The sequence below is a fragment of the Streptomyces sp. 142MFCol3.1 genome (assembly GCF_000424945.1).
Taxonomy (GTDB): domain Bacteria; phylum Actinomycetota; class Actinomycetes; order Streptomycetales; family Streptomycetaceae; genus Streptomyces; species Streptomyces siamensis.
The window spans coordinates 268,345-288,839 of the sequence record NZ_AUKV01000004.1; the positions used below are offsets into that span (position 1 = coordinate 268,345).

General features: G+C 71.5%; 19 protein-coding genes and 3 pseudogenes. 8 read left to right on the forward strand and 14 right to left on the reverse strand.

What is annotated here, in order from left to right:
• Positions 1–71: 71 nt before the first annotated feature.
• Positions 72–878, forward strand: coding sequence for a sulfite exporter TauE/SafE family protein (locus H305_RS0107660; RefSeq protein WP_028799886.1), 807 nt, complete (start codon positions 72–74; stop codon positions 876–878).
• A 76-nt stretch (positions 879–954) separates the two neighbouring features.
• On the opposite strand, the gene H305_RS0107665 is transcribed toward H305_RS0107660, so the two are convergent.
• Entirely contained in the window at positions 955–1,758 is an 804-nt protein-coding gene (locus H305_RS0107665) for an SDR family oxidoreductase (protein ID WP_028799887.1), read from the reverse strand.
• 230 nt (positions 1,759–1,988) lie between these two features.
• Between H305_RS0107665 and H305_RS52180 the strand changes: the two are divergent.
• Positions 1,989–2,192 (forward strand): annotated as a pseudogene (locus tag H305_RS52180) (tellurite resistance TerB family protein); the annotation flags it as partial.
• A 1-nt stretch (position 2,193) separates the two neighbouring features.
• Here the strand turns inward: H305_RS52180 and H305_RS54485 are convergent.
• A pseudogene (locus H305_RS54485) lies at positions 2,194–2,436 on the reverse strand (M56 family peptidase); the annotation flags it as partial.
• 3 nt (positions 2,437–2,439) lie between these two features.
• Entirely contained in the window at positions 2,440–2,874 is a 435-nt protein-coding gene (locus H305_RS44870) for a BlaI/MecI/CopY family transcriptional regulator (protein ID WP_051370418.1), read from the reverse strand.
• A gap of 187 nt (positions 2,875–3,061) precedes the next feature.
• Between H305_RS44870 and H305_RS0107685 the strand changes: the two genes are divergently transcribed.
• Together H305_RS0107685 and H305_RS54490 are read left to right on the forward strand one after the other, a co-directional pair.
• Positions 3,062–3,637 (forward strand): TerD family protein, encoded by a 576-nt coding sequence (locus tag H305_RS0107685; protein WP_028799890.1) that lies wholly within the window; start codon positions 3,062–3,064, stop codon positions 3,635–3,637.
• 152 nt (positions 3,638–3,789) lie between these two features.
• Positions 3,790–4,214, forward strand: a pseudogene (locus tag H305_RS54490) (CNNM domain-containing protein); the annotation flags it as partial.
• Here H305_RS54490 and H305_RS0107690 read toward each other — a convergent pair.
• The 4 genes from H305_RS0107690 to H305_RS0107700 form a co-directional block, all read right to left on the reverse strand.
• Complete coding sequence (locus tag H305_RS0107690) at positions 4,198–4,437, reverse strand: twin-arginine translocase TatA/TatE family subunit (protein WP_028799891.1); 240 nt, start codon at positions 4,435–4,437, stop codon at positions 4,198–4,200. The pseudogene H305_RS54490 and the gene H305_RS0107690 sit on opposite strands and share 17 nt — an antisense overlap.
• Positions 4,438–4,565: 128 nt before the next feature.
• Entirely contained in the window at positions 4,566–4,841 is a 276-nt protein-coding gene (locus H305_RS50255) for a hypothetical protein (RefSeq protein ID WP_234020645.1), read from the reverse strand.
• 53 nt (positions 4,842–4,894) lie between these two features.
• Positions 4,895–5,338: a hypothetical protein gene (locus tag H305_RS0107695; protein WP_028799892.1), complete on the reverse strand. Its 444-nt coding sequence runs from the start codon at positions 5,336–5,338 to the stop codon at positions 4,895–4,897.
• Between the two features lie 84 nt (positions 5,339–5,422).
• Positions 5,423–6,025, reverse strand: a complete 603-nt coding sequence (locus H305_RS0107700; RefSeq protein ID WP_028799893.1) for a TetR/AcrR family transcriptional regulator — start codon at positions 6,023–6,025, stop codon at positions 5,423–5,425.
• 247 nt (positions 6,026–6,272) lie between these two features.
• On the opposite strand from H305_RS0107700, the gene H305_RS0107705 reads away from it, so the two are divergent.
• Positions 6,273–7,064 (forward strand): SDR family NAD(P)-dependent oxidoreductase, encoded by a 792-nt coding sequence (locus H305_RS0107705; protein ID WP_028799894.1) that lies wholly within the window; start codon positions 6,273–6,275, stop codon positions 7,062–7,064.
• A 423-nt stretch (positions 7,065–7,487) separates the two neighbouring features.
• On the opposite strand, the gene H305_RS0107710 is transcribed toward H305_RS0107705, so the two are convergent.
• Both H305_RS0107710 and H305_RS0107715 read right to left on the reverse strand, forming a co-directional pair.
• Complete coding sequence (locus H305_RS0107710) at positions 7,488–8,987, reverse strand: cryptochrome/photolyase family protein (RefSeq protein WP_028799895.1); 1,500 nt, start codon at positions 8,985–8,987, stop codon at positions 7,488–7,490.
• Between the two features lie 119 nt (positions 8,988–9,106).
• Complete coding sequence (locus tag H305_RS0107715; protein ID WP_028799896.1) at positions 9,107–11,239, reverse strand: MMPL family transporter; 2,133 nt, start codon at positions 11,237–11,239, stop codon at positions 9,107–9,109.
• A gap of 73 nt (positions 11,240–11,312) precedes the next feature.
• Between H305_RS0107715 and H305_RS0107720 the strand changes: the two genes are divergently transcribed.
• On the forward strand, positions 11,313–11,810 hold the full coding sequence (locus H305_RS0107720) for a MarR family winged helix-turn-helix transcriptional regulator (protein WP_051370419.1): 498 nt from the start codon (positions 11,313–11,315) through the stop codon (positions 11,808–11,810).
• Positions 11,811–11,884: 74 nt separating this feature from the next.
• Positions 11,885–12,475 (forward strand): DUF4383 domain-containing protein, encoded by a 591-nt coding sequence (locus H305_RS0107725; protein ID WP_028799898.1) that lies wholly within the window; start codon positions 11,885–11,887, stop codon positions 12,473–12,475.
• Between the two features lie 79 nt (positions 12,476–12,554).
• Here H305_RS0107725 and H305_RS44875 read toward each other — a convergent pair whose 3' ends face one another.
• From H305_RS44875 to H305_RS0107740, 3 genes are read right to left on the reverse strand one after another with little or no spacing between them, the layout of a single operon-like run.
• Positions 12,555–13,892 (reverse strand): MFS transporter, encoded by a 1,338-nt coding sequence (locus H305_RS44875; protein ID WP_078628919.1) that lies wholly within the window; start codon positions 13,890–13,892, stop codon positions 12,555–12,557.
• Between the two features lie 8 nt (positions 13,893–13,900).
• Positions 13,901–15,913, reverse strand: a complete 2,013-nt coding sequence (locus tag H305_RS0107735; protein ID WP_028799899.1) for a PEP/pyruvate-binding domain-containing protein — start codon at positions 15,911–15,913, stop codon at positions 13,901–13,903.
• Positions 15,910–17,283, reverse strand: coding sequence for an ATP-grasp domain-containing protein (locus tag H305_RS0107740; RefSeq protein ID WP_028799900.1), 1,374 nt, complete (start codon positions 17,281–17,283; stop codon positions 15,910–15,912). The genes H305_RS0107735 and H305_RS0107740 overlap by 4 nt, the downstream gene beginning before the upstream one ends.
• A gap of 362 nt (positions 17,284–17,645) precedes the next feature.
• On the opposite strand from H305_RS0107740, the gene H305_RS0107745 reads away from it, so the two are divergent.
• Positions 17,646–18,935, forward strand: coding sequence for a PAS domain S-box protein (locus H305_RS0107745; protein ID WP_028799901.1), 1,290 nt, complete (start codon positions 17,646–17,648; stop codon positions 18,933–18,935).
• Positions 18,936–18,984: 49 nt separating this feature from the next.
• Here the strand turns inward: H305_RS0107745 and wrbA are convergent, their stop codons facing one another.
• Both wrbA and H305_RS0107755 read right to left on the reverse strand, forming a co-directional pair.
• Complete coding sequence (wrbA, locus tag H305_RS0107750; RefSeq protein WP_028799902.1) at positions 18,985–19,593, reverse strand: NAD(P)H:quinone oxidoreductase; 609 nt, start codon at positions 19,591–19,593, stop codon at positions 18,985–18,987.
• Between the two features lie 182 nt (positions 19,594–19,775).
• Positions 19,776–20,360: a TetR/AcrR family transcriptional regulator gene (locus tag H305_RS0107755; RefSeq protein WP_051370420.1), complete on the reverse strand. Its 585-nt coding sequence runs from the start codon at positions 20,358–20,360 to the stop codon at positions 19,776–19,778.
• Between the last annotated feature and the right edge of the window lie 135 nt (positions 20,361–20,495).

A 20,495-nucleotide genomic window follows, 5' to 3' on the forward strand; every position in this document is an offset into this window, starting at 1 on the left:
GTCCGCTGCGCATAGGAAGTGGGCGATTCATCGATTGCCCGCCACAGGTGGTGATCACTAGCGTCCTGCGCGTGCTCACTTCGCTCTTCGCTCTCCTGTTCCTCGGGTGCCTGACCGGCATCACGACGGTGCTCTTCGGTTTCGGCGGTGGCTTCGTCACGGTCCCCGTCGTCTACGGCTTCGTGACCGTCACGGCGCCTTCGGGGAAGGACGCCATGCACGTCGCGGTGGCCACCTCGGCCGCCGTGATGGTCGTGAACACCGCTGTGGCGACTCTGGCCCAGTGCCGTCAGGGCCGAGTGCGCCGCGCGTACGTCTGGCCGCTGGCGGCGTTCATCGCGACCGGCGCCGTCGCCGGATCCTTTTTGGCGACCCTGATCGGCGGCACGGCGCTGCGTCTGCTCTTCGCCGCCTATCTCCTGGTGACCGTCCTCGACAGCCTGGTACGCAAGGGGTTCCTGTCCGTGCAGCGCCGGCCGTGCCCCGAGCCCCTGGGCAGGGGGACGACCACCTTCGGCGGCGTAGGCATCGGCATGGTCGCCGCCGGCCTGGGCGTGGGCGGCAGCGTCATGACCGTCCCTCTGCTGCGCCGCAGGGGCCTGCCCATGGCCGAGGCGACCGCCATGGCCAACCCCCTCAGCGTGCCCGTCGCCCTGGCCGGGACAGTCGTCTACGCCCTCGCCTCCAGCGGACCTGCCGGTACCGGCAGGATCGGTTATGTCGACCTCGCCGCGGGCGCCGCTCTGCTCCTCGGCTCGCTGCCCGCCATCGCGCTCGCGAGGCGGGTCGCCGGCCGTGTTCCGGACCGCGTCCACTCCGCCGCCTACGTGGTCCTTCTCGTCGTCGTCCTGGTGGTGATGACGGCCGGGGGACTCTGACGGTGGCCCGGGCGGTGCGGAGTCAGGGGGTGCCGTTCGGACCAGGCCAGGTGCGCGCTGCCCCGAACGACCGCCCCTAGGCGAGTCCGCCGTTGCTCATCAGCAGCTGGCCGTTGATCCATTGCCCCTGCGGTGAGCAGAGGAAGTCCACGAGGTGCGCGGTGTCGCGCGGTGTGCCGAGGCGGTTGAGGGGTGTGTGGTCGAGCACGTCCTTGCGGATGTCGTCGCCCATCCAACCGGTGTCGACCGGTCCGGGGTTGATGACATTGGCGGTGACGCCGAGGTGGGCGAACTCGTGCGCGGCGGCCAGCGTGATGCGGTCCAGGGCGCCCTTGCTCGCGCCGTAGGGGAGATTGCCCGCGGTGTGGTCGCTGGTGAGGCTGATGATCCGTCCGCTGCCCGGGGCCGCGGTGAACCGTCGGCCGTACTCGCGGATCAGCAGCCAGGCGGCGCGGGCGTTGACCGCGAAGTGCCGGTCGAAGCTTTCGACGGTCGTGTCCAGCAGACCGGAGTCGACCGATTCGCAGTGACACATCACCAGGGCGGTGACGCCGCCCAGAGCGCGTTCGACCTCGTCGAAGACACGGGCCGGAGTGTCCGGGTCGGCGAGGTCCGCCTCGACCGCCGTGGTGGCCGCGCCGTTTTCGATGAGCGTGTCGGTGATCGCCCCGGCCGCTCCGGGCTCGCTGCCCCACGTCATGCGCTCGTCGTAGGGGGTCCAGTAGGTGAAGGCCACGTCCCAGCCGGAGGCCGCCAGCCGGTGTGCGATGCCCGCGCCGATGCCGACCGTCCGTCCCACCCCGGTGACCAGGGCGAGCGGGCGAGTGGCGGAGCGGTCCCGATCGCGTTCGCAGCCGTCCCGGGCGCCGTTGATCGTCACGGTCCGAGATCGTCCACGACCGGCAACGGCTTGGCAACCGGCTTTTCGTCAAGGGGAGTTGCCACCAGGCCGGTGCGGGAGCCCGCGTCCGGGGCCCGGCAGCACGCGTGGACGACCCCGACCGGTGACCCGCTCCACCGTCGGCCACCAGGACGTGCACGGCCGGGACTGGAACGCCGAGGTCGACGGCTGGATCAGGTCGGCGTGCCGCAGGAGATCGCCGAGGCGAAGAAGAAGCCCACCGAGCGAAGAAGAAGCCCACCGAGGCGCGTGCCGTCATCCGGATCGGCATCGTCATCGGCGGTGCCGACGGCGCATTCGACAAGACCGAGCAGGCCGTCGTGCGGGAGGTGTGCTTCACCCTCGGCCTGCCGCCGCACGAGGTCGACCTCTGTTCCGTCGGGCGCGGCCTTGGAGCGGGGTCGCCGCCTTGAGGTGCGGCACGGCCGCCCGCACTTCCGGATCGGCCCAGGCGTCCGGCAGCGGGTTGCCCGGCAGTTGTGCGGTTCCGACGATCGCCGGCAGGCCGAGGCGCAGGCTGCTGCACAGGCTCAGGACCGCGGCGACGGCGGACAGCAGGCAGGTCGCCAGGCGCGGGTGCAGGCGGTGTTCGGCCGGGCGCGCGATGGGCCAGCGGTCAGGGGCAGCACGAGGGGGGAGGAAGACGAACACGCCCACGGGTCAGTTCTCCCGGCCCTCGGCGCGCTCGGGGGCGTGGCCGCCGGTCTCCTGGAGCAGCCTGCGCAGCAGTTCCCCGTCCTGCTGGGGCAGGCCGCAGACGAAGCTCGCCAGGACCGCCTCGCGGTCGGCCTCACGGTCCAGGACGCGGCGCATGCGGTGAGCGGCGAGGCCCGCCTCGTCCGTGGCCGCGCTCCACGCGAAGGACCGGCCCGCACGCTTCCGGGTGACCAGGCCCTTCGCCCGGAGCCGCGTCAGGATCGTGACGACGGTGGTGTAGGCGAGGACACCGCCGAGGCGCTCCCGCACCCAGCCGGCCGTCACGGGCTCCGGCGACCGGCGCAGAGCGGCCAGCACCTGCGCTTCCAGTTCGCCCTGGCCGCGCCGACGAGCGGGCGCGTCCGGTCCCGGGTCGCCGCTCCAGTCCTGCGTCCCCACTCTGCCTCCCTGTCCAGCCGTGAACCGCGCTCTTCCTCGTGAACGGCTCAACAGCCGCTCCATCGTAGTGAGATAGAGGGATTCACCCTCCCAGCAACTTCTACATTGTTGTAGATTCGGACCCCGGACGACCAGCCCCGCCGTCCGCCGCGCGCGGCGGACGGCGGTTCAACGGAGGAGAGCAGCAATGGGAGTTTCCCTGTCCAAGGGCGGCAACGTCTCACTCAGCAAGGAGGCACCCGGCCTGAGCGCCGTCCTCGTCGGACTCGGCTGGGACGTGCGTACGACCACGGGCACCGACTACGACCTCGACGCCTCGGCCCTGCTGCTGGACGCCTCCGGGAAGGTCCTCTCCGACCAGCACTTCGTCTTCTACAACAACCTCAAGAGCCCGGACGGCTCGGTCGAGCACACCGGCGACAACCTCACCGGTGAGGGCGAGGGCGACGACGAGTCGATCAAGGTGAACCTCGTCGGCGTGCCGGCCGAGGTCGACAAGATCGTCTTCCCCGTCTCGATCCACGACGCCGAGAACCGCGGCCAGAGCTTCGGTCAGGTCCGCAACGCGTTCATACGGATCGTCAACCAGGCCGGCGGCCAGGAGATCGCCCGCTACGACCTGTCCGAGGACGCCTCGACCGAGACCGCGATGGTCTTCGGCGAGCTCTACCGGCACGGCGCCGAGTGGAAGTTCCGCGCCGTCGGCCAGGGCTACGCTTCCGGCCTGTCCGGGATCGCCTCCGACTTCGGCGTCAACGTCTGAGGGCAGTCCCGCCCCGTACCGTCGCCCTGCACGACGACGGTCACGCACCTCCGCCGTCCGCATGGTCACCCCATCGCATGCGGGCGGCGGGTTCCGTGTCGGGGTAAGGGGCACGGGGAGAGCGACCGGGAACGTGCGTCGGGCCACGATCGTCCGGCGCCCAACTCGGCACCGCCATCTGCACCCTGGGGCTGGGCGCGGTGTCCAGGCCCGCGATCTCCCACGAACTGGACCGCCTGCTCCACGACCTGGGTCTGCCCAGCGCCCTCAGCGGCGGGGTCGCGTTCGCCGTCGCCATGGCCGGCGTGGTGTTCCTGCACATGATGCTCGGCGGATGGCCCCCAAGTCCTGGGCCATTGCCCACCCGGAGCACCCCGCGACGCTCCTCGCCCCGTCTTCCGGACGCTGGTGAAGGCGGTACGCCCGCTGATCGCCCTGCTCAACCGGAATCAGCGAGGCTCTGGTGCGGCTGTGCCGGGTCACCCGCGCCGCGAGGCGGTGCCGGTCCACAACCGGGAACGCTCACCCATCGGTCGAGGAGTCCGAGCGGCTGGGCCTGATCAGCGAGACCGATTCCGGGTGCGCGCGGACGGATCGTCGGGCTCGACGACCGTGCCCCGGACGACCCGCCCCGAAACCGGCGACGCTTCGGGGGAGTCCTGCGCCTTCAGCGCCTTGGACTCGCTCTTGAAGATCCGGGCCGCCTTCCCCGCCGAACGCGTCAGCGCGGGCAGCTTCTTGATGCCGAGGACCACGATGACGACGATGAGGATCAGGGCCAGTTCACTCAAGCCGAACATCAGATCTACTCTCTCCCGGTGGCGGACGAGGCCGGTACGTCTGCCGCCCCCACGTCACAATCTACAGTGCTGTAGAAGTATGGGGCGGGCAGAGCCGCGGCTCGAAGGTCCCTCGTGGTCGTGGACGGTCAGGTGAGCTTGAAGAAGAGCGTGTCCTGGGTGTACCAGTCGATGTTCTTGGTGGCGTACTCCCACTCCTCGTGCTCGAACTCGAGCTTCTCGATGAGCTCTTGGACGTCGTACCGGAAGCCGGGTCGAGACGGTCGAGGACGGCGCGGTAGGCGCCCGCGGTGCGCGTCCCGTCGAGCCGGCGGCCCTGGTCCGCCGTCAGATCGCCCTTGCTGCCCAGGTGGGCCAGGACGTCGGCCTTGTCCGCGGTGGAGTACGCGATGCTTGTGACTCATGACAGCCATCGTGCCAAGGGGCACTGACATTGACGCTGAGGCGGGCCGCGCCCTCAAAGGCCTTTGAACTCCGCGTACTCCGTCACCTGCGCGTACATGTCCGATGCGCGCTCGTCCTCGCCGAAGTCCCTGAGAGCCCCGGCGAACTTGAAACCGATGTTGTCACGCGGGTCGTCGATACAGCCCTGCACCCACGACAAGGGGAACTGCGCCACCCCGTCCTCCCGTACGGCGAGCACCGCGCGCAGGTTCATGCCCTCGCCGTCGACGACACTGCGCACACCGCGACACGTGTCCGCGAGCACTTCCGCCAAGTACACGGAGTAGGCCAGGCACTTGACCACCCGCAGCGACGGTTCCTCGTCCGCCTCCTCGGCCATCGATTCGAGCACCCCTTGGACGAACCAGACGCTCCCGTCGGTGCCGTCCAGATCGGCGCCCTGCTCCCGCGCCCAGTCCAGGAACCGGTGTGCCTCGGCCAACAGCTGGTCACTCATTCGGGAAGGCTATAGCCCTGCCGGTTTCCGGCGCTCGGTGTCCGTGGCGTGCGCACGACCCGCCGGACTGCGGCGGTACGGCGCTCAGGTCCGGTCACCGGCCTGCTCGGCCGGGCGAGCGGCAGCCCCGCGCGCGAGCAGCAGGAGGGCGTCGACCAGGTCGTCCGCCGGGCTGCCCGTCGCCAGGCGTCGCAGTTGCAGACCCATCACGAGCGCGACCGTCGTGGACGCCAGGCGTTCGGCGTCCGGGACGTCCAGGGCGGTCAGGATCCGGGTCGCGAGCCGGTCGTACGCGCGGAACGCCTCCGCCGCCGCCTCCCGCAGCCGCTCGTCGCGTCCGGCGTGCAGGTAGAGCTCGAAGGGCGCGAGATGGGCACTGTCGAGTGCCGCGCTGCACGCCACCTGGCTGGCGAGATGCGCCGCTTCCTCGATGTCGATGCCGTCGGTCTGGCACTGGTCGGCCAGCTCGGTGAAGTGCCGGGCCTCTTCGCGCACGAAGTGCAGCAGGCTTTCCCTCAGCAGTTCGTGCTGGGTCTCGAAGTGGTAGGTGACCGAACCGAGCGAGACACCCGCTTCCCTGGCGATGCGCCGGTTGGTGAGCGCCGAGAGGCCGTCCGCGCCGATGATCTTCAGGACGGCGGTGATGATGCGCTGACGCGTCGGGGCGGCGAGGGCGGCGTTCGGCATGCCACTCATTGTTCCATCCGCGCCGACGGTGGCCGGCGCGGTGTGCCGTGCGGGGCCGGGCGCGGGTCGCCGTACGCTGCCGGACCCGCCCACCGGGCTGCGTTCCCGGGGCGACGCAGCCGTGTCGCCGACGGCCGGGACGGCCTCGACGACCGGCCCGGCAGGGCCGGTTCCCGGAGGACGGCGGTGGACACGGCCACCCACCGTCTCTATTGTTCGTTCGAACGAACAAGACCGGAGGATAGTCGTGCGCATTGCTGGGGCAACTGTTCTGCTTACTGGTGGCACCGGAGGCATCGGCGGGGCGCTCGTCGCCGAACTGTCCCGCCGTGGGGCGGACCTCGTTCTCACCGGACGGCGTCGCGAGGCACTGGAACCCCTCGCGGACCGCTACGGCGCCCGAACGATCCTGGCCGACCTCGCCGACGCCGACGACGTGCAGCGCCTCGCGGCGGAGGCCGCCGGCACGGACATCCTCATCGCCAACGCGGCGCTGCCCTCCAGCGGCGACGTGCTCGACTACACGCCCGCACAGATCGACCGGGCGATCGCGGTGAACCTGCGCACCCCTGCCGTGCTCGCGCGGTTGCTCGCTCCCGCCATGGTCGCCGGCGGCCGCGGCCACATCTGCTTCGTCGGCTCGCTGTCGGGGGTGGCGGCCACCAAGTCCTCGTCGATGTACACGGCGACGAAGTTCGGTCTGCGGGGCTTCTCGCTGTCCTTCCGCCAGGACCTGCACGGCACCGGCGTGGGTGTCTCGATCGTCCAGCCGGGCTTCGTGCGCGACCTGGGCATGTTCGCGAAGACGGGCGCGTCGGCGCCGGGGGGCGCCCGTACCGTCTCCCCGGAGCGGGTCGTCAAGGGCGTGATGCGGGCGATCGAGCGCGACGTCGCCGAGATCAACGTCGCCCCGGTCGAGCTGAAGTTCCTGACCAAGATCGCATCACAGTTCCCGGGCTTCTCCGAGCGTGTGCAGCGGCTCGTGGGGGCGGAACAGACGATGGACACGATCGTGACCGCCCAGCGGGCGAGCCGCTGAGCCACGCAGGGGCATGCGCCGGGCCGTTCGAGGGCGTGTCCTCGCACGGCCCGGTGGGCGAGATCCCCCGTACGTTGCCGTACTGCCGTCGCCTGAAAGACGGTGGCGGCCGCAGGGGCGCGCGGCCGGAGCTCGGTGGTTGTCATGGCGTCGACGGTGTGTTCGGCCGTCGCGCCGGTCACGTCGGTTGACGGACGGCGTCAACCGACGCGGTCGGCGGCCGCCCGGTCGGCGATGCTGGAGGGATGACACTGCCTGCTGCCCTCGGGCAGCAAACTTCCTCCGGGCCGTACCCGGGGGCATTCCGTCCGGCCGTGCGAGGCAGGGCCTGTCACTTCAAGCAGTTCCCGGTCCGCGTCGTCCAGGAAGAAGAACCGCTCCAACTCAGTACGGGACGGCGCCCCGTCGAACGCCGCGGCCCGCCTACGGCGGTGAGTCCCCGCGGGCGTGCTCCTGGCGGCGGACCTCGTCGAGGTCGGGCAGGCGGTCGAGGCCCCTGACCGCCTGGGCGGTGCGGTGGTTGTGCTCGAGTCTGGAGCGGTGCCGGTCGAGGAAGTTCCAGTAGCCCGCGGTGTAGGGGCAGGCGTGTGCGCCGGTACGGTCCCCGGGGCGGTAGGCGCAGGGCCCGCACAGGTCACTCATGCGGTTCACGTAGGCGCCGCCGGACGTGTACGGCTTGGTGGTCATGCGGCCGCCGTCGGCGTACTGGGACATACCGACGACATTGGGCACCATCACCCAGTCGTAGCCGTCCACGAAGCTCCGGTGGAACCAGTCCGTGACGGCGGCCGGGTCCCAGCCGTGCTGGAGCGCGTAACTGCCGAGGATCATCAGGCGCGGGATGTGGTGGGTCCATCCCGTGTCGCGCACCTGCGCCAGGATCGTGTGCAGACAGCGCGCGCGGACGTCGTCCGCGTCCAGGTCGTCCCACCAGCCGGGCACCGGTGCGGTGTGCCGCAGTTCGTTGGAGTGCCGGTACTCCTCGCCGAAGTACCAGTACAGCTGCCAGACGTACTCGCGCCAGCCGGCGATCTGCCGGACGAAGCCCTCGACGCTGTTCAGCGGCGCCCGGCCGTCCCTCCATGCCGCTTCGGCGCGGTCCACGCACTCGCCGGGGTCGAGCAGACCGAGATTGAGGGAGGAGGACAGCAGGCTGTGGCTCATGACGGGGTCGGCGGCCAGCATGGCGTCCTCGTACGGGCCGAACGTGCCGAGCCTCCGGTCGACGAAGCGCCGCAGTGCCTCCCGGGCCTCGGCACGGGTCGCGGGGAAGAGCCGCGGGCCGTCCCGTCCGACGAAGGACACGTCACCGTCGCCCGCCCAGCGGTCGAGGTCGTGGCGGACCTCGTCGTCGATCTCGTCCTCGCGCGGCCGGTAGGGAGCGGGCACGGGCAGGGCGGAGGTCTTCCGGGGCGGCGGCTCCCGGTTGTCGTGGTCGTAGTTCCAACGGCCGCCGGCCGGGGCGTCGCCGTCCATCAGCAGCTCGTGCCCCTGCCGCACCCACCGGTAGAAGTCCTCCTGGCGCAGCCGCCGGCCGCCGTGCCCGTCCGCCCACCGCGCGAAGTCGTCCAAGGGCACCAGGAACCCGCGCGCGGGCCCCATGGTGACCTGAGGCAAAGAGCGCACCATCCGTACGGCGGCGTAGGAGGTCGGGTGATGGACGGTCACCGGGTCGCCGCCCGCCGCCTTCTCCAGTCCTTCCCGGTAGGTGTCGGCGCGGACGTACGTGACCCGGTCGCCGAGTTCCGCCGCCCGGTGGCGCATGGCGGAGAGCAGCAGGTGCGCCTTGGCCCGGTGGAAGCGGCGGCGCCGGAACACCGACCGGGCCTCGATCATCAGCAGGGGTGTGTCGCGGGCGAGACCGCTGTCCTGGGACGGGCGCAGGAAGTGCGGCCCGAGCTGATCGCCGAAAAGCCAGTGCATGAGGCGTCCCTTCGTCGGTCCCGGCCGCAGACCTGTCCGAACCGGCGGCACCCGTACTCGCCTGACCACTTCCCACGCGGCGCCGACGGCGGACGCACGACCCGCCCGGAACCGCCCGTTCAGGCGGCAGGGGAAGCGGACTTCTCCGGCTGCTTCGCCCCGGTCACGGGTCCGGCGTCACGGCGGGCCAGGGCGCTGGGCCACCACACCCGGGGTCCGATGTCGATCATCAGCGCGGGGACCAGGAGCGAGCGCACCACGAGCGTGTCGAGCAGGACGCCGAAGGCCACGATGAACGCGATCTGCACGAGGAAGGCCAGGGGGATGACCATCAGCGCCGCGAACGTGGCGGCGAGCACCACACCGGCCGAGGTGATCACACCTCCGGTCGTGGTCAGCCCGCGCAGCACGCCCTGCCGGGTGCCGTGCACGAGCGCCTCCTCCCGTACCCGTGACATCAGGAAGATGTTGTAGTCGACGCCGAGGGCGACCAGGAAGACGAACCCGTACAGCGGTACCGACGCGTCCGTGCCGCTGAACCCGAGGAGATGCTCGAAGACGAGCGCCGACACCCCCAGCGTGGCAAGAAAGTTGAGCGCGACGGTCGCGACCAGCAGGACGGGTACGAGCAGTGAGCGCAGGAGCAGGACGAGGATCAACAGGATGATGCCGAGGACGACGGGCACGATCACCGTACGGTCGCGGGCGGCGGTCTGCTGGGTGTCCAACTGCTGGGCGGTGTAACCGCCGACCAGCGCGTCGGCCCCGGACACCGCGTGCACCTTCGCACGCAGCCGCTCGACGGTCTCCTTGGCTGCGTCGCCGTCCGCCGCCGCCTTCAGGGTGGCGTCGATGCGCACACGTCCGTCGACGACCTTCGGGTCACCGGCGCCGGGCCGTCCGGACGCGGAGACCGTCCCGGCCGACGCCACGCCCTCGGTGTCCTTCGCGGCGGCCGTCACCTCGGCGGCACGGCCGGCGTCGGCGATGATGACGGCCGGGTTGCCGGAACCGCCGGGGAAGTGCCGGCCGAGCGTCTCCTGGGCGGCGACGGAGGGCGCGTCGTTCACGAAGATCTCGTCGAGCGGCACGCCCTTGGCGGTCAGCGTGGGGGAGAAGGCCGCGAAGACGGCGAGGACGAGCGCCGTGACCACCCAGGTCCGACGCGGCCTTGCGTCCACCCGCGCGGCGACACGGCGCCACACCCCGTGCCCTTCGACGGAGGCGTCCGACGCCTCGGGCTTGGAGGGCCAGTAGGCGGTCCGGCCCAGAAGCGCCAGTACGGCCGGCAGGAAGGTGAGGGTGCAGACCACGGCGCACACGATGCCGATGGCGCCGACCGGCCCGAGGGCGCGGTTGTTCGTGAGGTCGCTGGCGAGCAGGGCCAGCAGGCCGAGCGCCACGGTGGCGGCACTGGCGGTGATCGCCCCGAACGAGCGGCGCACCGCCGCCAACGCGGCCGCGGCCCGGTCGCCCCGTACGGCGAGCTCCTCGCGGAAGCGGGCCGCCAGCAGCAGCGCGTAGTCGGTGGCTGCGCCGATGACCAGGATGGAGAGGATGCCCTGTACCTGGCCGTCCACCCGGACCACGTCCCGGTCCGCCAGCGCGTAGACGACCGCGCACGCGAGTCCCAGGGCGAACACGGACCCGAGGATGATCACGAACGGCAGCAGGACGCTGCGGTAGACGAGCAGCAGGATCAGCAGCACGGCGCCGAGGGCCACGCCCAGCAACAGCCCGTCGATTCCGGCGAACGCGTCCGACAGGTCGGCCTGGCTCGCCGCGGGGCCGGCGATCTGCGCCTCGGTGCCGGGCACGCTCCCGGCCGCCGCCCGCACCTTGTCGAGCACCGCGGGCAGTCTGTCGCCCAGGTCGGGCTCGAGCTGGACGACCGCCTGCAGGGCCTTGCCGTCGTCGGAGAGCAGAGCGGGCGACGGGCGGCCGGCGACACCGGTGTCCGAGGCGAGCGCGGCGACGGCCTCGGTGGCGGCTGTCTGCTGGGCTTCGGTCGTGCGGCTCCCGTCCGCCGTCCAGATCACGACGGCGGGCAGCGTCTCGGACTGGTCGAAGGCCTCACGGGCCTCGAGGACCTTGGTGGACTCGGCGCTCTGCGGCAGGAAGGACGCCTGGTCGTTGGTGGCGACCTCGCCTAGTTTGCCCGCATAGGGGCCGAGCGTGCCGCCCACGGCCAGCCAGACGAACAGCAGGGCGAGGGGTACGAGCCAGCGGGCCGTACGCGGTGCGGTTCTCATCAGCATCTCAAGCCTTCGGGAAGTAAGTCACTCATCAAGTATCTCAATGATTGAGTGATCCTATACTGAGGGCATGAGTGGTTCCGGCATGCCATCGCCCTCTCTTCCCGGAGACGACCCGACAGGGTTGCAGTCCTTCGCCGTCCTGTTGCGCCGGATGAACGGCGAGTTCAACCGCATCGCCCAGGAGTTCGCTCAGGCGCAGGGTCTGCCTCTCACCGACGTGCAGGCCCTGATCGTGATCCTGGATGCCGACGCCGACGAGGGGCCCATCACGCCCGGCAGGCTGCGCGAGCGGCTCAACCTGACCTCCGGAGCGGTGACCGCCTGCATCGACCGGCTGGAGAGGGCGGGTCACATCCGCCGGGTCCGCGCGGTCGACGACCGTCGCGTGGTCCACCTGCACTACGCGGAGGCGGCCAGGCGGATCGCCAGGGACTACTTCCAGCCCTTGGCCCGCAGCACGGGGGCGGCGCGTGACCGCTTCACCTCCGAGGAGCTGGCGGTGGTCGTCCGGTTCCTCGCCGAGATGAACCGAGAGCTCGTCCTGCTGCGGCGGAGCCCCGGCTAGCCCATCGAGCCGCGCACACTCCACACATGGTGCGAAAACGCATCCATTTCCTCGATACCGGGCGAATCGTGGGCATGAAGCTACAAGATGAGCTCCCTGTCGACCACCACCTGGCGACCGTCTACCGGTACGGTGCCGGCTTCTGCGGACTGGTCCTGCTCACCTTCGCGGGCCTCGGCTTCGCCGACGCCCTGAGCCCCTTCGCCACGGCGGGTCAAACGATCGCGGGCATGACCACCAACGTCGCACTCAGTCTCATCTCCACGGTGGTGGGTGTGGCACTGCTCGCAGGAGCCGTGGTCGGCGGCAACTTCGCCTCCACCCTCAACATGGTGGTGGGCGCGCTGTTCGTCCTGAGCGGCTTCGCCCACATCTTCGTGCTGGACAAGCCCGCCAACGTCCTCGGCTTCGGCATGACCAACGTGATCTTCAGCTTCGTGATGGGCCTGATCATCGCGACGTTCGGCATGTACGGCCGGGTCTCCAGCAAGCTCTCGCACGACAACCCCTACTGGCAGAGCAGGCACCCCCGACAGGCCGAGTGGGAACGGCGGACGGCCCATGGGCAGGCGGCAGCCGCCCTCCCGGCCGCGGAGCGCGGGGTGCGGGCGCTGCCCGGCGCGACGGCAGTCGGCGCAGCGGGCCGGCGCCGGACGCCGGGGTGACGACACGCACCCACACGGGACGAGCACCACCACGGAGCGCGCGGGTGGCCACCGGGATCGGGCACCGGTGGCCGTCGCCTCACGCGCGAGGCGCCGCGCCCTCGTCGACGGGCAACGGAACCGGCTCGTCCGGGGGGCGGGGGGCCGCGTCGCCCGTACCGCCCCCGGCGCGCGCGGACTTGCGACGCAGACGGCCCAGCGCCAGGTGGAGCACCGGCATCAGCACGCACGTGATCACGGTGCTGTGCCACAACAGTGCGTCCAGACGGCCCGCCGCCAGGTACGCGCCCGCCGCGACCGCGGCCAGCGCGCACACCCCGCGGTCCACGATGCTCTCCACCGACAGCAGCGTGGCCCGCGGCGCACCCGCCGGGATGGCGTCGTTGATGAGCTTGCGCTGCACCGGATAGACGAACCCGGTGACGGCGGCGAACGCGCACAGCAGGGCGACAACGCTCCAGGGACCGCCCAGGGCGAGGCCCGCGAGGACCGCGGCGAGCACCACGCTCAGCAGCGACACCCACGACACCGGTGACAGCCTGCGGCTCAGCCACTGCGGGCGGGCCGAGGCGACCGCCTCGGCGACCGTCATCGCCGCGAGCACACTGCCGTGCGTGCTCTCCCCGATGCCGTGCTCGAGCAGCACCGGCTGGAACAGATTGACCTGGCAGATGCGCGACAGGGTGAAGACCGCCACGCCCTGCACCATCAGCAGGACCAGCCAGGGTGAGGCCCGCAGCACGCCCAGGGCGGCACGCGTGTCGTGCAGGAAGCCCCCGCGTCGCCGCTCGCGCACGACCGGTACGGAGTCCTCGCCGTGCGGGGCGAGACGCGGCAGGGCCAGGGCGCAGCCGAGAGACCCGGCGGCGCTCGCCGCGCTGAGCACGTAGGGAGCCTGCGGAAGCAGCAGCATCAGCGGCCCGACGAGCGGCCAGCACAGCACCTTGGCGGCGAGTCCGAGTGCACGAGCCGTGCCCTCCGCCTTGAGGTAGTGGGCGTCCGCCCCCTCGGCGCGCAGTCCGTCGTACAGGTAGGCGCTCGCCGCGCCCGAGGTGAGCGAGCGTCCCGCCGCGATGGCGAGGAAGTGCACGAGGAACCCCGCGTACGACGGGGCCAGCACCGGAGTCAGGTTCGCCGCCGTCATCACCACCGCGCCCGCGCGCAGACAGTTGCGGGCGCCGATGCGGTCGGCCACGGCCCCGGTCGGGATCTCGAAGAGGCAGAACGCGACATAGTAGATGCTCTGGATGCCGAAGATCTGGTCCTCGGAGAGGCCGGCGTCCCGCTGGTAGGCGTAGAACACGGGCATCCACCACAGCAGGTTGAACAGCAGCTGGAACCCGTTGTTCAGACGGATGATGCGGCGGGCGGCGGCGGGCAGGGCGGGCGCCCGGGGACGTGCCCACGGTTTCGGCATGAGGCGCCTCACCGGGAGTAGGGGCGGATCTGGACCAGCCGGAACGTTCCGTCGGCGGTCATCAGCCACTCGACGTCCAGCGCGTCGTCCGGGTCCTCCTGGCTGAAGTGGGACTGCAACAGCCTTCCTGCCAGGGCGAGTTCGGCCAGCGCTGCCCGGGTGGTCGGCGGGAGGTCCATGCCCGCGGAACCGATGTCGACCGTGCGTCCGCCGCCCTCGACGGTGTTGTAGAGGTACTGCTGCGGCAGGACGGTGCCGTCGACCACCCGTTCCGGCGATCCGGGCGCGCAGTTGAGGTACACGTTACGGAAGTCCTCGCGACGGGTCGGGTTGCAGGTCACCAGGACGCCTCCGAGGTCGGCCGGCAGGTACTCCTGGATGATCACGCCCATGTAGGTGTCGTCCAGCGAGATGCCCACCTGGTGGCGCAGGCGCACACTGCGGGGCGACAGCAGGGAGGCCCACACCTGGCGGACGGCGTCCATGAGCTGGTCCGTGCCGCGCACGGTGGTCACCGAGTCGTAGATGCCGGCGGCGGAGAAGCCCGGCAGGTCCTCCGCGTTGGAGGACGAACGGACCACGAGCCGACGGCCGTCGGCGAGCAGGCCCGGAACGGCGCCGGTGACCGCCCGTGCCACCTCGTCGGGCATCGGAGTGCCGCGCACCAGATGCTGGAGGTGCAGGCACAGCGGGTCGACGACGTCGAACGCCTCGAGCTCCAGGGCCATCTTCAGCTTGCCGATGCCCTGTTGAAGGGCGGGTGACGAGGTGAGGAACAGGTGGTGCAGGCGGAACGGCAGAGCGACACCCTCCGGCGCCCGCACCGTGTCCGCCACGCGTTCCACCGCCGCGGCGCGCAGGCGTTCCGGACTCGCCCACGGCTCCCCGAGACGGGTGGCCAGATGCGTCAGCAGGTCGGCACGCGGCGGACGCGGGCGCGCGTAGAAGGTGGTCAGGTCGGCGGTTCGGCTGTCCAGTACGTGGTGCAGTTCCCCCAGGTTGGCGGCCTTGGTGCCGTAGCTGTCCCGGTCGGCCCGGCGCAGCCGGTGCAGCGCCAGCACCGGCGCCTCCTCCAGCAGGGGAGTCTCCACGCGGATGCGCTGCTGGTGCCAGGCGGGCTTGTGCAGGACCGGTGCGCCGGCCAGCCGCTCCAGGGTGATCGTGTCCTCGGCGACGCGGTAGCGCACCCACGCGTCGTCCAGGCCGTCCTGCTCCACAAGGGTGTCGAGGTCGCGGACGATGGCGTTCGGGATGCGCCAGCCCGAGGCCAGGACATTGGTGTGCGACAGCGGGGTGATGGGCGCCGTGTTGATGAACCCGGCGACGCGGGGCACGTCGTCGGGCAGACACGCCATGGCGACGATGTCGGACCAGCCGAGCTCCGCGGCGGCGGCCTCGTACTCCTTCGTGGTGCGGAAGTAGCGCAGCCGGCCCTCGGCCTCGCCCTGGTTGAGGCAGGTGCGCGTGCGATGGCCGAACAGTTCGTGGCTGAGGATGCGCGGCACGACGGCCTCGCTCACCGACGCCAGTTCGTGTTCCTGGCCGTGGTTGGCGGGCTTCAGCAGCAGCGGCAGCCGTCCGTCGACCCGGCCGCGGACATAGCGGTAGAACTCCTCCAGCAGCGCACCGTGCATGGTGTCCGCCTCGGTCGTCTCCAGAACCAGGAAGGGGCGTTCGGGGTCCTCGGCCCGTTCGTCGGTGTGCAGCGACAGCACGCCGAGGAGGAAGCGGCGCTCCGGGTCCATGTAGACGGAGGTGTTGAACGCGTCGAGTTCCGCGTCGAGTTCGTCGAGCGTCAGACCGAGGATCCGGGTCGCTATGTAGTTGACGTGGAAGGGGTGCATCCGGGTGTCGAGCAGATGCCAGGTGTGCTCGGTACGGTCCACCACCACCTTCAGGTACGGGTGTCCGGCCAGCGTCCCGGACAGGGCCCGGAACAGCGGCAGCGACAGGTTGGCGCCGACCACCGTGCGGTCTCCTGACGCCCCGGGCATCTCGGCGTCGTCCAGTGCGGGGGTCATGCCGTGGCCCCCTCGGTGGCGTCGGCGGGCAGGATGTGCGGCAGCGCGTCCACGAGGGCGGTGAAGTCCCGGACGACGGCCTGCGGGACCTCGGCCGACAACAGACACAGTCCGGCCATGGTGTTGGCCCCGGCGGCGGGGTCGTAGACGGGCACGGTGGTGCCGTCCGGCAGGGAGCTCTCGGCGACGACGGACAGCGTGCTGCCGGCGCCCAGCGGCGCGGAACGGACGACCGCCGCCGCGTCCCACACGCGCCGTCGGCGCCAGGGCTCGCCGGCGCCGTCGACCGCGAGCACCACCAGGGATCCGGCGGCGCCCTCGGCGTCCGCGGGCGCCAGCGCCCGCGCGGGCCAGGCGGGTGCCCCGTCGAGCAGTTGGTCGGTGAACATGCCGACCAGGTCGAGCCCGAAGACCTCCTCGATCTGCGGCACGGTCATCGCTCCGCCGAAGCGTGCGGCCGTCTCGATGACCCACATGCGGCCGTCCGCCCCCAGCTTGATCTCGGTGTGGGTGCCGCAGTTCTCCAGGCCCAGGGCCTCCACGGCGCTGCGGGCGAGGGCGACGACGCGCTCCTGGGCCTCGGCGCCGAGAGCGGCCGGGGTGATGCCGGCGCGCTCGGTGAACGGCGCGACCGTCGGCATCCGGCCGCTCAGACAGACCGGCCGGAAGACACCGTCGACGACGACGCCCTCGACGCTGACGTAGTCGCCCCATCCGGTGCCGTCGAACCACTCCTCGGCACACCCGGTGACGATCTCCTCGACGATGAAGTCCTCGCCGGCACCGGCAACATGGAGCTCCGCGAACCCGAGCGTCGCCGACTGCGCCATGACCGCGCGCGATCGCTGCCACGCCTCCCGGACACCGGCGGGCGACGTGATGATCTGGTGCGCGGTCGAGCCGGCGCTCCAGGCCGCCTTGAGGAGCAGCGGATACGACAACTCGTGGGCGGCAGCGTCGAGTTCGGCGGCGCTGCGAACGGCGCGGAAGCGGGGCTGCGGCACGCCGTGGCGCTCCCAGGCGGCACGCATCAGGCGCTTGTCCCGGGCGAGTTCCGCGGCGGCGCCGGCGCCCTTGAGGCCGAGTCGCCGAGCCGCCTCGGCGACCGCGACCACCGCGTACTCGGAGAAGGTGACGACGGCGTCCGCGCCCACCTCGCGGGCACGGTCCGCGATGAGGTCCACCAGGTCGCCCCGGTCGGCGTCCGCGCGGGTGACGACCGAGGCACACATGCACCCGGCGTCAGCCGCGACGGTGACGGGCAGTTCGCTGAGTGCCAGCAGGTGCACCGTGGACCGCGCGGCCACCCGCGTCAGGGCGTAGCCCACCGGAGGGCCGCCCTTGGCGTGCACGTACAGCACCTTGCTCACGAATACCCAACTCCTCTGCTTCCGGGGAACCGGCGCGGGGCGTGCCGTCCGCCGGCACGGCGGCCTTGGGTGCACCCGCGCCGCTACGACGACCGCTGTCCCGCGGTCCGTGTGCGCTCCTTCAAGCGAAGCAGCCCGTGTGCGTGTCCCGGGCCGCGGAGAGCGTGAACCCCTCAGGCAAATGCCGTACTCGTGACGGTGGTTGGCGGTGTGTGAAGGTTCCGTGATGCGTTAGTGCTCGTTCCGGGTGGAGGGGTGCGGCGGCGAGCCGTCCGCGCCCGCCCGGCATGCTTGGCATGCACACGGGATACGCATGTGGTGTCACTCAAAGTAATGTGATCGAACGTTGAAGGAGTTGGGCCGTGGACGAGGCCGATTTCAAGTCGCTTCTCGCGCCCCTGCCGGTGTCCTGGTGGGAGGCCGACGGTGGACTGAGAGTGGTCGACAGCGGTGGCGGCGCGTTCGACGACGAGCGCACCGCGCACCGTTTCCTGGAGGCCCTCTCGGCGGAACTCGGCGACCCGGCCCGACCATCGGGCGACGGCCCGTACCAGGCATGCTTCGAAGGCCGGACCTTCGACGTGAACTGGCCCGACTGCCGGGGCGGCGCGCGTCGGCGCGTCAGCAGGGGAGTGGCCGTCGAAGTGGGCGGCCGGTCCGACGAGCCGGACCCGTACGCCTCGTTCGCCGACCTCACGCCCGCCGCGGCCTTCGTTCGCGACGCCACGGGCCGTTACCTGTGGGTCAATCACGCCTACGCCCACCTGTACGGCACCACGCGCGACTCCATGATCGGCCGTCACCTCGCCGACGTCGACCAACCCGACGACGCCGCCCGCTTCTTCGGCCTCGACCAGGACGTCCTGACCGGCGGCAAGCCCGTACGGCACACCCTGACCTACCGGCGGCCCGACGGCTCCTCCGGGCAGGCCGCGGGCTACCGCTTCCCCGTCCGCTGGGGTGAACGCCGCTGCGTGGCGGGGATCTACGTCGACATCACCGACTACACCCAGACCCTGGAACAACGGCGACGGGCGGAGGAGGACCTGCGGGCGCTGCGGGACCACAGCGGACTGGCGTGCGTCCGGATGTCCGCCGACGGGCGGGTGGGCGAAGCGAGCGCCGCCATGGCCGAGTTACTGGGCGTTCGCCTCTCCGAACTGATCGGTCGGTCCGCAGACCGTCTGCTGGCGGACACCCCGGAGCGGGCCGCGCTGCACCGCATCTGGGGTGACCTGGTCGACGGCCGACGGCGCAGCGCGCGCGTCTGCGCCGTCCTCGTCGACGGAGACGGCTTCCTGCGCAGAGCCCGCGTGCACCTCACCACGGTCCGCCGCGCCGCCGAACGCGCGCCCGGCGTGTGGGCCGTCGTCACGCATCTCGGGCTGCGGTACGAGGAACACGCGTCGCTCACGGCCGCCCAGGTGCGGATACTCGCGCTGTTGGCCGCCGGGCGGAGCAACGCCGACATCGCGGGCGCGCTCCACCTGTCACGGCAGACCGTGGACTACCACCTCAGCAGGCTGCGCGAGTTGCTCGGCGCCGCGACCCGTCCGGCGCTGGTCGCCCGCGCCTACGTCCTCGGCATCCTCTCCCCGCAGGCCTGGCCGCCCCGCTCCGCCACGGCGCCCCATCCGCTCAGCCCGGCCTGAGGGGGCGATTTTGCGAACCCGCCCCCGGGGCGGCCGGGGAGCGCGGTCCCTAGGCCGCGCGGCCCGCCTTGAGGAGCGCAGCCGTGTCGACGGCGCGCCGGGCCTGGTGCCGGGCCGCATGCAGAGCCACGTCGCCGGGCAGGCCGTCGGCCGCCACGTGGGAGGTGCCGTACGGGTTGCCCGACTGGAACTGAATGGGATCGGTGTAGCCGGGAGGCACGATGATGCCGCCCCAGTGGCAGAAGGTGTTCGCCAGCGCCAGAAGGGTCGACTCCTGTCCGCCGTGGGCCGTGTTGCTCGCGGTGAAGGCCGAGTACACCTTGTCCGTGAGCTTGCCGGTGAACCACAGGGGGCCGGTGGTGTCGATGAACGCCCTGAGCTGACTCGAGGGGTTGCCGAAGCGGGCGGGAGTGCCGAACAGGACGGCGTCGGCCCAGATCAGGTCGTCGTGCCCGGCCTCGGCGATGTCTGCCGAGTCCTGCGCGTGCCGGCCCCAGTCCGGGTTGGCGGCGATCGCCTCCGGCGGGGCGGTCTCGGCGACCCTGCGCAGCCTCACCCGGGCGCCGGCCTTCGCGGCGCCCTCGGCCGCGGCCTGCGCCAGCGCGTGCACGCTGCCGGTCGAGCTGTAGTAGATGACTGCGACGTTCACGGGTTCCATGTACGGGTCTTCCTTCGCTGGTTCCATCGGTGGCCGCGGGCGGGACCCACACGTGGGTGCCCGGGTGAGGTCCGCCCCGAGGACGGCCTCCGGCAGACCGACGACACAGCCCCTCGGAATGTGAGGCGCCGGTGCCGAGGGTGGCCCCGGGCCTGCGGCCCGCCCGGTGGCCGCTCTCTTGGTCAGCTCTTCACGACGCCGTGCAGGAGCAGCCCGACGAGCCGGGTCGCCAGGTCGCGCTGCTCCTCGCCGGCGGCGATGAGAGTGATCCCGCCGAGGGCCATGAGGACGTCCCGGGCGTCGACCTCCGGCCGCACCACCGACTGTTCCCTGGCCGGGGTGAGCAGGTGGTCGACCGCCTCGGCGAGAAGGGCGCGGGTCTGCAGCTTCTCGTTGTCGTCGGTCAGCACCACGCGCAGTGCGTCGGCCATGCCCTGCTTGGCGGACATGAAGTCGATGAAGCGCTCCATCCAGGTCCGCAGCGCGTCCGCAGGCGGCCGGGTGGCCGCCAGTTCCGGTGCCGCCTCGCACAGGCGCTGCACCTCGTGCCGGTAGACGGCCTCGATCAGCAGTTCCTTGGAGGGAAAGCGGCGGTAGAGCGTGCCGACGCCGACTCCGGCCAGGCGGGCGATGTCCTTGACCGAGGCGCCCGCTCCCTCGCGCGCGAAGGCGGCCGCGGCCGCCTCCAGCAGCCGGTCCTCGTTGCGTCGCGCGTCGGCGCGCAGGGGCCTGCCCGGCCGTGCCGCGTCCCCCTCGTTGCCCGTCAATTCCGACTCCCCTTCTCGGCTTCGCTTGCAAGCGGAACTGGTTCCGCTTAGTGTCGAGAGCGAACCGGAACCAGTTCCGGATATCAGGGTACGGCGGCCTCGTGGCTCCGTACCACCGGCCGCGCACGCGCCGGC

Bases quoted from the DNA above. Each gene is read 5' to 3' on its own strand.
- H305_RS0107735 (WP_028799899.1), bottom strand. From the start codon at position 15,913: ATGACCCCCGCACTGGACGACGCCGAGATGCCCGGGGCGTCAGGAGAC.
- wrbA (WP_028799902.1), bottom strand. From the start codon at position 19,593: ATGGAACCCGTGAACGTCGCAGTCATCTACTACAGCTCGACCGGCAGC.
- H305_RS44875 (WP_078628919.1), bottom strand. From the start codon at position 13,892: ATGCCGAAACCGTGGGCACGTCCCCGGGCGCCCGCCCTGCCCGCCGCC.
- H305_RS0107710 (WP_028799895.1), bottom strand. From the start codon at position 8,987: ATGCACTGGCTTTTCGGCGATCAGCTCGGGCCGCACTTCCTGCGCCCG.
- H305_RS50255 (WP_234020645.1), bottom strand. From the start codon at position 4,841: ATGAGTCACAAGCATCGCGTACTCCACCGCGGACAAGGCCGACGTCCT.
- H305_RS0107720 (WP_051370419.1), top strand. From the start codon at position 11,313: ATGAGTGGTTCCGGCATGCCATCGCCCTCTCTTCCCGGAGACGACCCG.
- H305_RS0107690 (WP_028799891.1), bottom strand. From the start codon at position 4,437: ATGTTCGGCTTGAGTGAACTGGCCCTGATCCTCATCGTCGTCATCGTG.
- H305_RS0107700 (WP_028799893.1), bottom strand. From the start codon at position 6,025: ATGCCGAACGCCGCCCTCGCCGCCCCGACGCGTCAGCGCATCATCACC.
- H305_RS0107725 (WP_028799898.1), top strand. From the start codon at position 11,885: ATGAAGCTACAAGATGAGCTCCCTGTCGACCACCACCTGGCGACCGTC.
- H305_RS0107685 (WP_028799890.1), top strand. From the start codon at position 3,062: ATGGGAGTTTCCCTGTCCAAGGGCGGCAACGTCTCACTCAGCAAGGAG.
- H305_RS0107695 (WP_028799892.1), bottom strand. From the start codon at position 5,338: ATGAGTGACCAGCTGTTGGCCGAGGCACACCGGTTCCTGGACTGGGCG.
- H305_RS0107715 (WP_028799896.1), bottom strand. From the start codon at position 11,239: ATGAGAACCGCACCGCGTACGGCCCGCTGGCTCGTACCCCTCGCCCTG.